Annotated in this window: 19 protein-coding genes; 3 read left to right on the top strand and 16 right to left on the bottom strand. The window is 38.4% G+C overall.

The features are described 5' to 3' along the window. Positions 1 to 4: 4 nt before the first annotated feature. The 3 genes from AB1H92_RS02880 to AB1H92_RS02870 all read left to right on the top strand — a co-directional run bounded on the left by AB1H92_RS02880 (position 5) and on the right by AB1H92_RS02870 (position 1,830). A complete protein-coding gene (locus AB1H92_RS02880; protein ID WP_115360079.1) occupies positions 5 to 1,231 on the top strand; it encodes a DUF819 domain-containing protein in 1,227 nt (408 codons plus the stop codon). Positions 1,232 to 1,292: 61 nt separating this feature from the next. Next, positions 1,293 to 1,562, top strand: coding sequence for a helix-turn-helix domain-containing protein (locus AB1H92_RS02875; RefSeq protein WP_166739545.1), 270 nt, complete (start codon positions 1,293 to 1,295; stop codon positions 1,560 to 1,562). Between the two features lie 34 nt (positions 1,563 to 1,596). Continuing rightward, positions 1,597 to 1,830, top strand: coding sequence for a cupin domain-containing protein (locus tag AB1H92_RS02870; RefSeq protein WP_166739546.1), 234 nt, complete (start codon positions 1,597 to 1,599; stop codon positions 1,828 to 1,830). 12 nt (positions 1,831 to 1,842) lie between these two features. Here AB1H92_RS02870 and AB1H92_RS02865 read toward each other — a convergent pair whose 3' ends face one another. The 16 genes from AB1H92_RS02865 to AB1H92_RS02790 all read right to left on the bottom strand — a co-directional run bounded on the left by AB1H92_RS02865 (position 1,843) and on the right by AB1H92_RS02790 (position 15,166). Continuing rightward, positions 1,843 to 2,304, bottom strand: a complete 462-nt coding sequence (locus tag AB1H92_RS02865) for a hypothetical protein (RefSeq protein WP_115360076.1) — start codon at positions 2,302 to 2,304, stop codon at positions 1,843 to 1,845. Between the two features lie 6 nt (positions 2,305 to 2,310). Further along, entirely contained in the window at positions 2,311 to 3,237 is a 927-nt protein-coding gene (locus AB1H92_RS02860; RefSeq protein ID WP_166739547.1) for a DUF1672 family protein, read from the bottom strand. Between the two features lie 510 nt (positions 3,238 to 3,747). Beyond that, positions 3,748 to 4,161, bottom strand: coding sequence for a pyridoxamine 5'-phosphate oxidase family protein (locus AB1H92_RS02855; RefSeq protein WP_115360074.1), 414 nt, complete (start codon positions 4,159 to 4,161; stop codon positions 3,748 to 3,750). Between the two features lie 101 nt (positions 4,162 to 4,262). Next, positions 4,263 to 4,682 (bottom strand): hypothetical protein, encoded by a 420-nt coding sequence (locus AB1H92_RS02850; protein ID WP_115360073.1) that lies wholly within the window; start codon positions 4,680 to 4,682, stop codon positions 4,263 to 4,265. A gap of 81 nt (positions 4,683 to 4,763) precedes the next feature. Further along, the gene (locus AB1H92_RS02845; RefSeq protein WP_115360072.1) at positions 4,764 to 5,384 is read right to left on the bottom strand and encodes a hypothetical protein; all 621 of its coding nucleotides are present in this window, start codon (positions 5,382 to 5,384) and stop codon (positions 4,764 to 4,766) included. A gap of 198 nt (positions 5,385 to 5,582) precedes the next feature. Next, positions 5,583 to 6,164, bottom strand: a complete 582-nt coding sequence (locus tag AB1H92_RS02840) for a hypothetical protein (protein WP_115360071.1) — start codon at positions 6,162 to 6,164, stop codon at positions 5,583 to 5,585. A 27-nt stretch (positions 6,165 to 6,191) separates the two neighbouring features. Further along, positions 6,192 to 6,641: a hypothetical protein gene (locus tag AB1H92_RS02835; RefSeq protein WP_115360070.1), complete on the bottom strand. Its 450-nt coding sequence runs from the start codon at positions 6,639 to 6,641 to the stop codon at positions 6,192 to 6,194. 14 nt (positions 6,642 to 6,655) lie between these two features. Beyond that, a complete protein-coding gene (locus tag AB1H92_RS02830; RefSeq protein ID WP_166739548.1) occupies positions 6,656 to 7,075 on the bottom strand; it encodes a DUF5082 family protein in 420 nt (139 codons plus the stop codon). Between the two features lie 22 nt (positions 7,076 to 7,097). After that, positions 7,098 to 8,501 (bottom strand): T7SS effector LXG polymorphic toxin, encoded by a 1,404-nt coding sequence (locus AB1H92_RS02825; RefSeq protein WP_115360068.1) that lies wholly within the window; start codon positions 8,499 to 8,501, stop codon positions 7,098 to 7,100. A 5-nt stretch (positions 8,502 to 8,506) separates the two neighbouring features. Continuing rightward, complete coding sequence (locus AB1H92_RS02820; RefSeq protein ID WP_115360067.1) at positions 8,507 to 8,788, bottom strand: hypothetical protein; 282 nt, start codon at positions 8,786 to 8,788, stop codon at positions 8,507 to 8,509. Between the two features lie 3 nt (positions 8,789 to 8,791). Continuing rightward, positions 8,792 to 9,904 carry a hypothetical protein gene (locus AB1H92_RS02815; protein ID WP_115360066.1) on the bottom strand — a complete coding sequence of 371 codons (1,113 nt, stop codon included), beginning with the start codon at positions 9,902 to 9,904 and terminating at the stop codon, positions 8,792 to 8,794. Between the two features lie 668 nt (positions 9,905 to 10,572). Then, complete coding sequence (gene glpX, locus AB1H92_RS02810; protein ID WP_370475551.1) at positions 10,573 to 11,523, bottom strand: class II fructose-bisphosphatase; 951 nt, start codon at positions 11,521 to 11,523, stop codon at positions 10,573 to 10,575. A 112-nt stretch (positions 11,524 to 11,635) separates the two neighbouring features. Beyond that, complete coding sequence (dhaL, locus tag AB1H92_RS02805; protein ID WP_115360065.1) at positions 11,636 to 12,286, bottom strand: dihydroxyacetone kinase subunit DhaL; 651 nt, start codon at positions 12,284 to 12,286, stop codon at positions 11,636 to 11,638. Positions 12,287 to 12,299: 13 nt separating this feature from the next. Further along, the gene (locus AB1H92_RS02800) at positions 12,300 to 13,304 is read right to left on the bottom strand and encodes a dihydroxyacetone kinase subunit DhaK (RefSeq protein WP_115360064.1); all 1,005 of its coding nucleotides are present in this window, start codon (positions 13,302 to 13,304) and stop codon (positions 12,300 to 12,302) included. Continuing rightward, positions 13,301 to 13,771 carry an RpiB/LacA/LacB family sugar-phosphate isomerase gene (locus tag AB1H92_RS02795; protein ID WP_115360063.1) on the bottom strand — a complete coding sequence of 157 codons (471 nt, stop codon included), beginning with the start codon at positions 13,769 to 13,771 and terminating at the stop codon, positions 13,301 to 13,303. Before AB1H92_RS02795 ends, AB1H92_RS02800 begins: the two co-directional genes overlap by 4 nt. Positions 13,772 to 13,900: 129 nt before the next feature. Next, positions 13,901 to 15,166, bottom strand: coding sequence for an MFS transporter (locus AB1H92_RS02790; protein WP_115360062.1), 1,266 nt, complete (start codon positions 15,164 to 15,166; stop codon positions 13,901 to 13,903). Between the last annotated feature and the right edge of the window lie 29 nt (positions 15,167 to 15,195).

Raw genomic sequence — 15,195 nt, 5'->3', positions numbered from 1 at the left:
TCAAATGGAAACTTCACTTATCAAATCAGATGACATGATCACCCTTTGGGGAATTATTGTCATATGGGCAGCGGCTAGTATTTATTTAGAACAAAAATATAAGTGGGCAGGAAAAATATCCGGAGCGATTATCGCGTTAATTGGCGCCATCGTCTTATCCAATACTGGCATCATTCCACTTGAATCACCTGTCTATGATGCAGTTTGGACGTTCATTATTCCACTTGCCATACCACTTCTATTATTCCACGTGAACTTTAAAAAGATCTGGCAAGAAAGTGGTAAGTTATTAATTATTTTCTTACTTAGCTCTATCGGTACAGTTGCAGGTACCATCCTCAGTTTCTTCTTATTGAAAGAGCATATCCCATACCTCGACACAATTGGAGCGATGATGAGTGCTTCGTATGTTGGTGGGGGTGTGAATTTTGCGGCGATGGCGGCTAAATTTGAAACGCCTGGGGAAATGGTATCTTCAACGATTGTCGCGGATAATTTAATGATGGCTCTTTATTTTATTGTTTTAATGATCATTCCAACAATGAATTTTTTCAGAAAGCGTTATTCTCACCCGCACGTTTTGGAAGTTGAACTTGCTAATAAAAATGGGCAAGGAGAAACGCAAGCTGAAAACTTTTGGAAACGTAAAGATATCTCATTAAAAGATATTGCCTTATCTGTTGGAACTGCATTTTTCTTAGTGGTGATTTCTTTTAAGTTAGCTGAACTATTTGGAAGTTGGATTCCAAGCGGTGATGGTGCTTCATTTGGGATCAATTTATTAGCTGGACTTTTTGGTGATAAATACTTAGTGTTAACAACCATTACATTTTTGTCACTTGCTATTTTCCCAAATTATTTCGCAAGCATCAACGGAAGCCAAGAGATTGGTACATTTTTAATCTACTTATTTTTTGTCGTCATTGGGATACCTGCTTCTATTCCACTTATCATTCAAAATGCACCGCTACTACTTATCTTTGTAGCAATTATCGTCTCAATCAATATGCTTATTTCACTCACGGCCGGAAGACTATTCAAGTTCGACCTAGAGGAAATCTTGCTTGTGAGTAACGCTAATATCGGTGGCCCAACAACAGCAGCAGCCATGGCAATTGCGAAAGGCTGGACAAACTTAATCGGGCCCATATTGGTCGTCGGAACAATTGGTTATATTATCGGTAACTATATTGGAACGACATTAGGTCTCTGGTTTGGAACGATGATGTAATGCTAAACAACCTGGCAGTCTCTGGACTTCCAGGTTTTATTTATTGAGAGGAGATATGCACATGTTCGATGGACGTAAAATTCGACAACTGCGCGCAGAACTGAAACTTTCATTAAAAGAGCTATCCGAAAAGTCCGATGTCAGTGTTAGTATGATTAGCCAAATTGAACGTCGAAATGCAGACCCGACACTCACAACTTTGTATAAAATATGTAAAGGATTGGATGTTTCGATTTCTACGCTGTTAGGAACGGATAAAGAGACGACCCAGATTGTTCGAAAAAATGAACGCAAAACCGATAACTTTCCCAAATTCACACGCAAAATATGAATTACTGACGCCTATTAATGAAGGAACCATCGAAATGATTATGATTCACCTAGAACCTGGACAAGAAGATCAACAACTTGTCGAGCATTCAGGTGAAGAATCTGGCCTTGTTTTGAAAGGCGAAATGACGATTATCCTAGAAGACGAAGAATTTCTTTTAAAAGAAGGCGATAGCATTCGTTTCAAAAGTTCAATACCACACCGTTTTTTTAATCATACCAACGAAACCGCGATCTCTGTCTGGGGCATGACTGGGCGAGTTTTATAATTGATAATGGTGCTAGTCGCTCATACATTCCATGGTAGGAACATAAACACGCAAAAAAAGTACCAGCTCCAACGTTGGAACTCCTACCCCTCCCCCTAAGGAGTTTCCGGCAATGGAATCTATTTTACCGAATTTCTTTTCCATATCATTTAAGTATTCTTCACCCGCTTCTAATTGAGGAGGAGCTGTAGTATTCACCAAATGTAAATCGGTAATTATATCTTCCTTACTCTTGGGGTTTGTACCTGTATAGACAACAGTATAACCACCATTGGCTGTATTTTGAACTGTGAATGCATTGAGTCCAGTTTCTGGGTCAGCTATGACATCGACTACTTTGACTTTTTTATCGTTTACAGTGATATATTTATTTTCTCTGACCGTTTTATAGGCGTGAAATCCTGCAAGCTCGACAAGATCTAAATCATTTAGTTGTCGAGAATTTATTCTGCCATCCTGTTTAATAGAGACCAAACTAGCTCACACCTTAATAATTTGTTCAGGAAAGCCACGACTAAGTGAATTCTTCTTATTTCCCACTCCAGAAGTTTTATCAACGTAGTTGTCATGTAAATCGATTGCATACTCTGCACGGGGTAATCCTTCCATACGAATAATATCGTTCGAAACTAGGTCTATTATTTCATCATCGGGTTCACTATTTTGATCATCCATAAATAATTCAATTGCTATAATCAAATCTTCAGGTTTATAAGATAATTTATCTCCGAATGACTTCCATTCTTCCTTTGAACGATTCGAATTTTCCAAGTAAGCGTTTATCAGTTCTTCAAAATAATGTGTATTTACGCTCAAGCGATAATAAGGCGTAGAGAAGTTGTTTGCACCGACATTTGCTAATGCTTCTACTTTTTGTCCAGTAACAGGATGTTTATTTATAAATTCCGTAAAATACTTGTCTAACTTCTCGAATTCTTTATCATAAATCATTGCAAGCAATCCTGTGACGATACCCTGTTCCACTTCGTCTTCTAATGACCAAACATCTTCAAATTTCACTTTATTATTTTTCACATCTACTGGAATAATTGCTGAGGTGTAGAAGTGTGGTTCGCCAATTGATTCTACAAAAATCGATGCAGCGCCTGTTGTTCCAACGATGTTATGCACTTTTACTTCCGTTTTATATTTATCTTGAAAAAAATTTTTTACAGCTTGTTCAACTTCATCTTTATGTTTCTCTGCCAACGCGTCAGTTCCTTCATCCGGCTCTAACATGTATCCTTCACCGATATACTCCTGAACTGGTACATAGTTCTCTTTCCTGTACTCTTCTCCCTTTTTCTCCAATCGTTCTCTTTCTTCATCTGTCAATTTAATTCTTTTAGATCCATTTTTCCCATCAACCAATTCATAACCTTTTTCCTCTTCAGCAGAATTCAACATTGAACAACCTCCCCCGATTAATGAAGCACAAATTACCAACGCGGCTAATCGCTTTAAACGGTTCATAATACACCTCCGAAAAATAAAAAGCCCTCGATTTTATATGATTATGGTTAATTATAACAAAGCCGTTAGTAGTTTAATGGTACTAATAATGTTCCTTGTAAAAATAAACCAATTAACCCATTCAAAAAGATCAAATTTTATGAAAATAGATTATTTAGGTGGGCTCAAATGCCCTAAATTTGAGAATAAAAAAACTCATTAATGATTTATCATTTTAATGAGGTTTATTTTTAAGAGGTTGGACAAATTGCAGCCCCCTTTAGTATGTCATGTAATATTCTAGGAAACTAGGTTGAGTTTGTGTTATGAAGTGGCCATTGGGCTGTTTGGGGTGAATCTGTTACCAAGTTAAACAACCTTCCATAATAAAGGTACCAGTTCCCAACACGATTCAGAGTTGTGTCGGAACCTGGTACCTTATGCATAAACGTTGGTACTCCTCACTTATAGTGTAATTTCTTTTGGCTCTTCACCTTTTTTATTCATCAGACGCATTGCATCGGGTGAAATTTTCAAAATGACGAGGTTTGGATCCTCTGGCCCACTAAACCATGGTTTCATATGTTTATTCCATACCTTCTCCTTTATACTTTCATCGTCAGAGATGGAGACTGTCCCTTCGATTTCAAGGTATTCGTCACCCATCCCTTTTCCTTCGTACCCGATTAAGATATGCGTATGTGGATTGGCATTTAGTTCATCCACCTTTTCGGTTTGTTTCGATGTTGCTGTGTACAGCGTAAACTCATCATTAAAAAAGGTCATATAACGAGTGTGTGGCTTGTTTTGTCGAACAGTCGCCATCGTTCCAACATAGCTCTCTTTCAGGATCTTCAGTGCTTCTTTTTTCGAATTCATCACGATCTACTCCTTTTTTATCCTGGTTGAAGTTTGCCACGAGAAATAAGGAACTATACATTCTTTACTTCCACCAAAAAAGAGTTTGAAACATGATGATCTCACACGAACAAACGAAAGATAGAACTTAGAAGGATGACTGGCAGTAGCCCTTTGATTAAAAACTCAATCAGCAACGGCTTCTGTTCATCGTTCATTTGAACGCGTACCATCCCTGCCCCTTTTGTTACATTTGTGTCGTAGAGCACGATTTGCGATGCATGTTTATGGCAATGAGGGCAAGTGAACCGATAAGCCGTGCTTTGACTTCTAGGTGTCCTTTTTTCAACGCGGGGTGCCCAACGTAATTTCTTTGCTTCTGGTCCTGTTATCGTATGAATTTCCTCACATTTGCTACACTGAAGCCGATGTACGGCGTTTTCATTATATATTTGGCGGGTCATACTCCTAAACATGCGAATTCCATGATAGAAAAAGTTAAGTGCAACGATTAACATTAGCAATTGACCGATTATTAGCATACCATCACCTCTCCATTTACTTATTTAGCTAAATAGACAGCTCTTTTAAAGCGATTCCCGTGCCTAACTTTTTCTAATGTTTTATTTCACTTCTTCAAATGTGAAGTTATCTATTGCCATCACTTTATTCTTTCCATTTAGCGTTTTTAATAATTCTTCTTGCTCGGGTGTTAGTGATAAGATAACCGGAACTGCGCTGTTCGGTTGTAAAACACCCGTTTCTTCTTCGGGCATTGACACACGTTGTTTCTCCCAAACGAATTCATTGTCTTTATTTCCTAATGTGTAATCAAACGAAAAGTTTTTAATCGCCACTGGCAATTTGTTGATGCCAAAAAGGACTATTTTTGGATTTCCTTCATGATCATGAACGATATTCACAACATAAATACTAAAATCTTTCTCTATACCAATGTCCGGATTTTCTTGAATGATTTTGTTTAAGCCTATGTATAAATCATTATTGTCTACAGTCGCACCTGCTTCTGCGTCACCTTTTAAAACCTGTAATTTTAGGCTTTGTTCGCTACTATCTGTTTTACTGCTACCTTCTTCAACTGGTTGGTTCGTCTCGTTACTATCTGTTTCCTCTGTTTGGTTCGTCATGCTATCAACAGTTTTTTCAGTATTTCCGACTGTTTTACCGCATGCGGCTAATGCAAGGACCATTACGATTATTAATAAAAATAAATACTTTCTCATTTTAAATGCTCCTAACTTTGTATAATCGGAACTTCTGCATAGAATGACCATGTTAAGGTTAAGTAAATCTAAGCTAATTAATGAATAAATAGACATATCTCTTTTCAAGCGACTCCTCAGGCCCCGTATTATCCGCTATATAAAAATAACCACGCCAACGAATTTGGTAGCGTGGTTATTTTATCCGTCGTTAATAATTTATTTTACTTCATCATATACGAAGCCATCTATTGACATCACTGTATTGCCTGCTTCTAAATTTCTTAATGTTTCTACCTGCTCTTCAGTTATCGGCAATACGATAGGAAGTGCACTGTTCGGTTGTAAAATTCCTGCCGTTTCCTCTTTCATTTCAACTGGTTGTCTTTCCCAGACATATTCATGATCTTTGCTACCTAACGTATAAGTAAATGTAATGTTTTTAATCGCTACTGGTAAACGGTTGATCCCTAGGAGAACTAATTTTGAATTCCCTTCATCGTCTCCGTATGTATCCACAACATAAACACTGAAATCATTGTCTGCACCAATATCCGGGTTTTCTTGAATAACTTTTTCTAGCTCGTTGTAAAGCGGACTATTTTCTAAAGTGACGCCGGCCTCTTTATCGCCTTTTAAAACTTGTAATTTCAAGCTTTGTTCGCCCCCGTTTGTCTTATTACTATTTTCCTCAACCCCCGCATTGTCTACAACAGGTTTCTCTGTAGGATTATCTGTCTTCCCACATGCTGCCAATGCAAGTATAGATAAAATCGTTAATAATGCCAAATACTTTCTCATTTAGATATCTCCTAACTTAAACAATAATTATTTTTGATAAGCGAGTTCAATATTTCTTAATTCGCCTGAAAGTTCAGTTGCCTGGAAGATTTCTTTTTCCTTTGTCAACCCTTTCGTCATAACTTTTATATGCAGGACGAATCCCTCGTTCGGTTTTAATTCCCCTAAAAAGGATTCTGGCAGGTCTAATCTTACGCCACTTAACTTCGCTTCAGGATTATCATTCACGCGAAATGCAAGTTCTGTTTTTAAACCGTTAATTGTTTTTTCCGTTTTGTTTACGAATACACCTACAACAGTGAGCATCCGATCAACATGCGCGTATAGCCCTCTCAATATTACAAAGTTAAGCGAATTTAATTCGAAATCGAATTCTTTTTCAACAAAAAATGTTTGAATATCTGATAATTCTCTTTGTACCTCTGGATTATTTTTTTGGTTTTCATGTGCTTTTGCTAATACGATTTTTATGACCACAAATTAAATCTCCCTTAATTTACTAGATTATCCAACTTTGTCGCAATCCAATTCAATGATGATTTGATTTTTCCAATCAGACCTTCTGTACTGTAAACTTCATTCTGCAATCTCATTAATTCATTATTTAAATCGTCTAAATTACGATCAACGTTTTTTATATACGTCGATAAACTACCATTGACTAACGAGCTTTTAAATAAGTCATTGTGATCTTGTAGTAGCTGACCTTTCCAATACTTATGACTTTCTCTAGACTCTTCGTTTAACTTGCTTTTCAAATCTAGTAAATCATTTTTCAGGTCAATAAATTTACCCTTTAATATTTTGATAGATTCAATCTTATCATTCAGAGAAACAAGTTGCCAACTGCATTGATTTAACTGAGTTTGCTGTGAATTGTATTGATTTTGAAGTGCGATTCTTTCGTTCACATCATTCACCACCTATTGTCTTCTACCATGGCCGCTTCAAATGAATTGTTGGAAGTTGTACTGCTAAATCAAGTCCAGCAAGTAACTTTAATTTGACGTCAAGCTCATTTGCTCGAATATAAAAATAGTCCGTTGAATAAATCGTTTCACTTTGAAACAATAGTCCTCCACCAGCTTGAAATCCAATACTCACTTCTGCATCAAGTCCTAAAGGAGATTTTACACTTTCACCTTGTATCCCAGATTCCTCCATCCCAAATAGAGTTATGCCCACCTGTCCTTTTGCAGTTGCTCCACTTGCCTCCCCAAATGCCCCTACTTCAATTGGGGCCTCCGGATCTAATGGTACTATAAAGGCAGTATGCCCATCCGCTGTTAATACTTCCCCTTTAGCAGATGCATAGCCATGGAAATTCTCACTACCGAGCATGACTTTCGCATCTCCTTTAGCGTAAGCAACATTTCCTTTAGCTGACTCCCCATCTGAAGTGCGCTTTATGCTTCCAGCTGCCGATAAAACTTCTGCACTTAATTGGCCCCTAACTAACTCATGAAATGTTTGAGCTTCAATGGATCCTTTGGCCATAGCTGCTTCTCCTTCAGCTATCACATCTTCTCCGTCTTGGGTATATTGCCCGGATGCGCCTGCTAAATAGCCGGTTCCTGTCGCATAATTTGTATCACTCGTACCAAAAACCCATTGCCCTTCATCACCTCTCACAGCACCTGCATGATGTATAAACGGATCGGCTTCCGCCTTGGACGCAAAAGCCCCATTATTTTCAGTCGAATACCAAGGCTGCTCAGGAATTTTATTCAGTTGGCTATAATGAATACCATTTTTATCACGAAAATTTTCGGACAGCTCAAAAATCTGCGTTTGTAAATGTGACACACGTGTGATTAAATTACTTAAATTACTGGAGACACTAGCATCGATTTCGGAAAGTTCTTCACGTCTTCTATTTAAGTTTTTCACAACTTCATCAAAGGAATGAAAAACATCATCCCCTGACAATTTTGTCGTTACAATAAATTGAGATGCCTGCTGAAGCAATTGGTTGGCATTCCCGTCGATTGCTAAAAACTGTCCGCTTTTCCCATTAATGCGATTCTTAACGCCTTCCATCGTTGTTGAACCGACGATCCCGCGACCGCTTTGTTCATACTTCAAAAATTCGGTTTGAACTTTTTTCGCTTCTTCCAATAGTTCAGCTGCAATATTAATAATCTTTTGGGATAAATTAATATGGGAAACGTTCATATACTGTTTAAATGCGTCCCCAGCTTTCCCGCGAAAGTGATTCGTTTTTGAGAGAATAACGGCGTTCTTGTATTGCTCATATAATTTTGTTGAAACATCTTCCCCATATTTGCTTAATTTATCAACAATATCATTAAGTTCCTCATTCACTAGTCTAGGCATAGCATTCAGTTCCCATCCATTTCATTCGCAAGTTGCAGGTCCTTCTGTACCCATTTCTCTTTTAAAGATTCCATTTCAGCAACATCCTTATTTGACAATGCCATATATTGTTCAACGCATTCACTAAAAAGGTTCACAATTGCAATTAACTCACTTACTGAATCTAGAATTGTTTCTTGATTCGCATCTACGGTATTTTTCGCCGAAAGACCTGCTAACTCGCTAGTTGTCCTTTTAAAGCTATCAACCTCTCCTTTAAAGCCATTTGGATTTAAATAAACCTCCATATTTTACCCCTCCCGATAATAGCGTAAATGCCCTTCTCTAATTTTATAATCTCTCTCTTTTATAAATTTCATGATGTCATCATAGTTAATTTTCTCCAAAATAGACATTGCTTCAAAATAATTAATGCCATTGAAGTGGAGTCTGCCAACCTTTTCAACCAACTGAAAAGGATAAAGAACTAATTCTTGATAGAGTGATTGATAGATATTTTTCTTGGCCTGTTCTACTTGTTCATCCGTCAGGGCTTCGTAAATATCATGCTTATATTGTTCTAATTTATCGCTATAAGTGAGACTCGCATCTAATGGGTCTACTTCAATTAAATAAGCGCCTTTAAATAGGATTTGACCAATGAGCATAAGCGTAACGTATTCATACGCCAAATCAGATAATGTGGGACTCCGATCGAATTTAATACTTCCACATGTATAGTTTCCATGCGTTGATTTCACTTCATATTTTTCGTCATGCAGATTATAAATATCAACCGGCTCATAAAGTTGTATGACCTTTTTTTTAACCGACTTTTCTACCCGTAAATCCTTCACAGAATCTACATCTACATTCCCGTGAATAAAAAGAAAACAATTTTTAGGGTAAACAAGAGATTCCCTCATCGTATGTACATCATTTGGTTTTACTACTAATAGATCCTTTGTTAGTTCTTCAAATTGGAATGATTTATTCGCATGCGTGAACTCCAACATTCTCATACGACCACGGAAATTTAAGTCTATAAAATGTTCTTTAAATCGGTTCAGCGTATTCTCCTTTTCAACGAGCCATTTTCCGTCATCAATCTCAATTGTGAATAGATTATCTAAAACTGTTTGTACGTCTTTATAAAAATTTGTTTTGGATGTTTTTAAAAGAAGGCTAGATGATGTCATTGAAACAATGGGCTTTGTTTCTATAGAATGATTCGTTTTGATTGATTCACTTAAATAATTAAGGAACATCTTTGCAGAAGCTGTTCCAATAAAGTTCGTTTTCTCGTTAGATGATATTCGTCTCGGTAAAAAGCCAATACCGATTGATAATGACACGTATACATCATCTTTTAATTCAGCGGGATTTAAACATATTTTCAACTCATTTATGTCAAACAAATGCATCGATAAGGCTCCTTTCATTTATTTACAGATAAGTAAAATTAAGGGTTCCAAACAGATTGATTCTAGTTTCAATCAACAACACCTTTTAACTTATGAACTAGAAAAAAATTCTTTCCTAACTAGTAATTAAATATGATATTTGATTCATTTACTATAAAATATCGAACGTTATCCTCAAGAACTTGACTTAAAATGGCCAATATAATTGAATTATTATGGTTAATTATAACAAAGCGCATTATCCATTACTCGCTCTAACGAATTTACTTGTAAAATAAACCAATCAGCCCATAACTAAAGTTTTAAATTAACAGAATTACTTATATACAGGTAGTTTCAAATACCCCAACTGGAGATAAAGCCCTCCTTCGGGATCTCGTCATAGAATGAACACTATCATAAAACCTCATAACGTTTCCAACAACTAAAAAACCACTTCGGAATTCGCTCCCGAAGTGGTTCTCACCTTATTACCTATTAATCACTTGTTGAAGTTTGCTCGATAGATCAGGAACTATACATGCTTTACTTCGACCTATGAAAAGAGTTTCACTGTAAAATTAGCATACTCAAGGCTTAGCGCAATGATAAAAAAAGAAGGCCCAAGTGTCTTTTGACTTTAGGACCTTCCATCTTTTTGACAACATTCTATAAAACTAGGCGATTCTTCAATGGCGTGTCTCGATAAACTGAGCATCATTCTTTGTCGCAATAAAAGAATGAGACACGATTCGTCCATCGCTAAGCCTTTCAACGCCTTTTAAAAGTGGACCGTTCGTAATACCAGTTCCAACAAAGAAGCAATTGTCTGTTTTGACCAGATCATCTATCGATAACTTTGCAGTTGGATGAGTAATTCCCATTTGATGACAACGCGTTACTTCTTCAGCATTTGCGGGGAGTAGACGACCTTGAAAATCTCCCCCTAAACATTTCAAGGCAACAGCTGCAATGACACCTTCAGGGGCTCCTCCTGTTCCAACTAGCATATCAATGTCCAGCTCATCAATTGCCGTTGCGATGGCGCCCGTAATGTCGACATCCGAAAACATTTGCACCTTTGCGCCGGCAGCAAAGACTTGCTTGAATAAATGATTGTGTCGCGGTCTATCTTGAATCATCACTGTCAATTCAGAAACGTCTTTTCCAAGTGCTTGGGCGACTGCTTTCATATTTTCAGATAACGGTAGGTTTAAATCAATACATCCTTTTGCCTTTGGACCTACAGCAATTTTTTCCATATACATATCTGGTGCATGCAGAAGAGTCCCACGCTCAGCAACTGCAATCACAGCTAATGAATGATCCATTCCTTTAGCAACTAGGTTCGTTCCCTCCACTGGATCGACTGCAATATCAACAGGAGCCCCGTCTCCAGTTCCAAGCTTCTCCCCTATATATAACATCGGCGCTTCATCCATTTCTCCTTCACCGATTACGATTCGTGCATCCATAGTTAGGTGATTCATATGCGCTCTCATTGCTTTTGTTGCCGCTCCGTCTGCCATCTCTTTATTTCCTCTGCCAATCCAAGGATACACAGCAGTCGCAGCTTTTTGCGCAACAGTGACAAACTCCCTTGATAATGCCTGAATATCTGATGTTTTACACTCCACTATTGACAATCCATTCACCCTTTTCTGATTTCTCCGGATTAAAAGTATCCATATATAAAAATCACTTGACCACCAAACTTTTGTTAACTTTGGATGATCAAGTGATTTTACGCTGTTACGCAGTTTGGACAGACTCTATGGTCTTTAAAAATGTTTCTAAAATCATGAAAGAGGATGCAGCGCCTGGATCGATTGTTCCGAGAGAACGTTCGCCTAGGCGGCTAGATCTTCCGCGTTTAGACAAGATATCTTTTGTAGATTCCATGCCTTCATTTGCAGCAGCAACCGCTTCTTTAAAAGACTCACCGAAGTTTTCGGTTTTCTCAAAATTAGCTTGTAAGCTTTCTAACGCTGGTTGAAGTGTGTCTACCATTGTTTTGTCTCCAACTTCAGCTTGTCCTCGTTCTTTAATGCCTTCTACAAATGCAACCCAAAAGTCTTTCAATTCTTCGTCGTTGACCTCTGACTTTCCTTGGAAAGATTTTGCACCTCTCATGAAGCCTGTTGCATAAAGCGGACCAACGGATGATCCAACTGCACTTAAAAATGTTCGTCCTGCCATAATGGCAATTTTTCCGCAGTCTTCTTCATCTTTCAGTTCGCCGTTCAGTTTCTCATTCACTGCTTGCCAGCCGATTGACATTGTAACGCCGTGATCTCCATCACCAAGTTTACGATCTAACTCACATAAATAGTCTTTTTGTTCTTCAATCATCGTTACGACATTGTGTAAAAAGTTTTTGAATTGATCTGCTGTCATGGTCATTTGTTGCTCCCCCTTATTTCTGCACGTACATTGGGCAGTCTGCCGGGTAATCAACCAACTCTGCCAACTCTTCGTCCAAGTTCATAATTGATACAGATGCCCCGCCCATTTCAAGTGAAGTACTGTAATCTCCCACGTATGAACGGTGAATCTCGATGCCTTTTTCAGTCAATAGTTGCTCGACACGTCTATACATAATATATAGTTCCATTCTTGTCGTTGAACCTAGGCCGTTCACAAGAACCGCTACCTTTGCTCCTGATTCAATCGGCATATCTTCTAAAATATCGTTTACAAGGCGATCTACAACTTGGTCAGCAGGTTGTAATTCTCCTTTTTCAATTCCCGGTTCACCATGATGACCTAGACCGATTTCCATTTCATTTTCCTCAAGTTCAAAACTTGGCTTTCCTGTTTGAGGAAGTGAACATGGAGAAAGACCTACACCCATTGTTCGCGTATAATCATTCGCTTTTTGCGCGATGCGAACAACATCATCAAAACTAAATCCTTTATCAGCTGCTGCACCCGCTGCTTTCGTGACAAAAAATTCACCAGCGATGCCGCGACGCTTTTCTTTTTCTTCTTTCGGTGCAGATGCAACATCATCCGTTACAATAACAGATCCGACCTTAATACCGCTTTCAAGATCTGCAAGTTCCGCAGCCATCCCGAAATTCATAAGATCTCCTGCATAGTTTCCGTAAATATAGACGACACCTTCACCTTTATCAATTGCTTTTGTCGCTTCCAAAATTGGATCTGGTGGCGGAGAAGCAAAAATGTTTCCAACAGCTACGCCATCTGCCATTCCTTCTCCTACATAGCCCATGAATGCCGGCTCATGTCCTGAACCGCCTCCAATTAAAACACCAACTTTTCCATCACGCGTCACTTTAGCCGTAACAATTGAACGAGCATTTTCAGCCAATAATTTTACGTGGTGCGGATGCGCTTTTACATAACCTTCAATCATTTCCTCAACAACATACGTCGGATTATTTATTAGTTTTTTCACGCGTTACTCCCCGTTCCTTGTAAGTACTCTAGTTCTTTATCCATAATTTGTTGCACTTTTCTTGCTGAATTTCCTCCCGGGAAGTCCGACTGCAAATACATTTCCACAACCTTCATCGCAGCTTCAATCCCAATGACTTTGGCGCCCATCGTCAACACTTGCGCATTGTTACTTTTCCGTGCACGTTCTGCAGAATATGTATCATGTGCTGTAACTGCACGAATTCCTGGAACCTTACATGCAGCGATTGCCATACCAAGTCCCGTTCCGCATACTAGAATTGCACGGTCTAATGTTCCACGATTAATTCCATCAGAAACCTCAAACGCAACTTCAGGATAATCCACTTCTGTACAGTTATCTTGTGAACCGTAATCTACTACCTCATGTCCTAGATCTTCTATATATCTCTTCAAATCTTCTTTCATTTCATAAGCATTATGGTCAGAACCTAAACCTATTTTCATACATGTATCGCCCTTTCACTCTATTCAATAAACTTTATCTTCAGACGTATCTTTTCACTTATTAGCGATAATGTCAACTATCGGCTATCGATTACTTTCGCTTTCTTTCGTTTAATTAAAACACTATAACTATTGAACCGCTGGTATTTTTACAGCTTTCACCTTTTCCTTGCTCTCTTTTGGCAAAGTAACAAAAACCATTAAGATCGCACTAACAACATAGAGACTTGAATAAATCCAAAGAATACCGACTGTTCCAACTGTACCGATAAACAACCCAACAATTGCCGGACCAACAAACGTACTTAGACCTGCACCTAAATTCAAGACGGACATAGCCGCTCCTCTGTTTTCCGGAGCAAGTGACGGCATTAGCGCGGACAGCGGGACGAATGCTGCAACACATGCACCAAAAATAATTGCCATGATCGTCGTTGCAATATAATTTGGTCCTAGGAAGAACGGAACATAGTAAAGCCCCAAGATTGTGACGGCACAACCAACTCCACCAAACCACATAACGGTATTTCGCCAACCAAATCGATCGCCAACCATTCCCCAAATTAAGTTAAAAACAACATTACTTGTCCACAGTGCACCATAGATTTGGAGCCATTCTGTTCGCGTGAAGCCAACATCCATCATAAATGCAGGTAAGAATACAACTAAGCCATATGCACCTGCAGTATTAATCGTTCGCACAATTCCACCCAAGCCTACTTTAGGTCGCTCAAATGCAATCGTAATTCCTTTAGAAATGTATTTGAACATGTCCAATTTCGATTCAAATGTTCTTCTATTGCTACCATCGTCTTTATTTAAATAAATCGCCAAGAAAGCACCAATTGCTACAAAAATCAATGCACTCCAAAGTGTTTTCATCTCACCTAAATATGGGAGAGCAAAACTTGAATAGTAAGCACCTAGTACATTTAATCCAGCCGCAAACGAAACCCAAAACCATCCGACAGCTGTTCCAAGTCTTTCCTGCGGTGCATAGTAAGACAGCCAAACAAGGAACGAATAAGCAAATAAAGGATAGCCTAGTCCACGTAAAGAATATGTTGGAATCATGATCGCAAGGTTCATTGTTGGTATCCCGACAAGTAGAAAAATCAACGTGCCGACCACAAATAAAATCAGTCCAATTGTCATAACCTTTTTGGGCCCCATCACTTCTGCGAGTACACCTGAAAACCATGCCGCAATTGCAACGGCAAAACCGTAAACACTAAACAACAGCGCTGACTGTTGCATCGATAAGCCATTATCAATCAGATAGGAGGACAGCCAACCTAACTCTAGTCCATCACCCATCATAAAGAGCAAAACACCTAAAAATCCAACTGCCATTTTGGTATCCAAACCGAGTTTTCCTAATAAACCCTGATTCATCTTACTTTCCCCCTGCCTTTTTTAAGGAA

The organism is Sporosarcina pasteurii, assembly GCF_041295575.1.
GTDB classification, from domain to species: domain Bacteria; phylum Bacillota; class Bacilli; order Bacillales_A; family Planococcaceae; genus Sporosarcina; species Sporosarcina pasteurii.
Note: the sequence above shows the minus strand (reverse complement) of the source record. Positions and strands in the feature narration are given on the sequence as shown.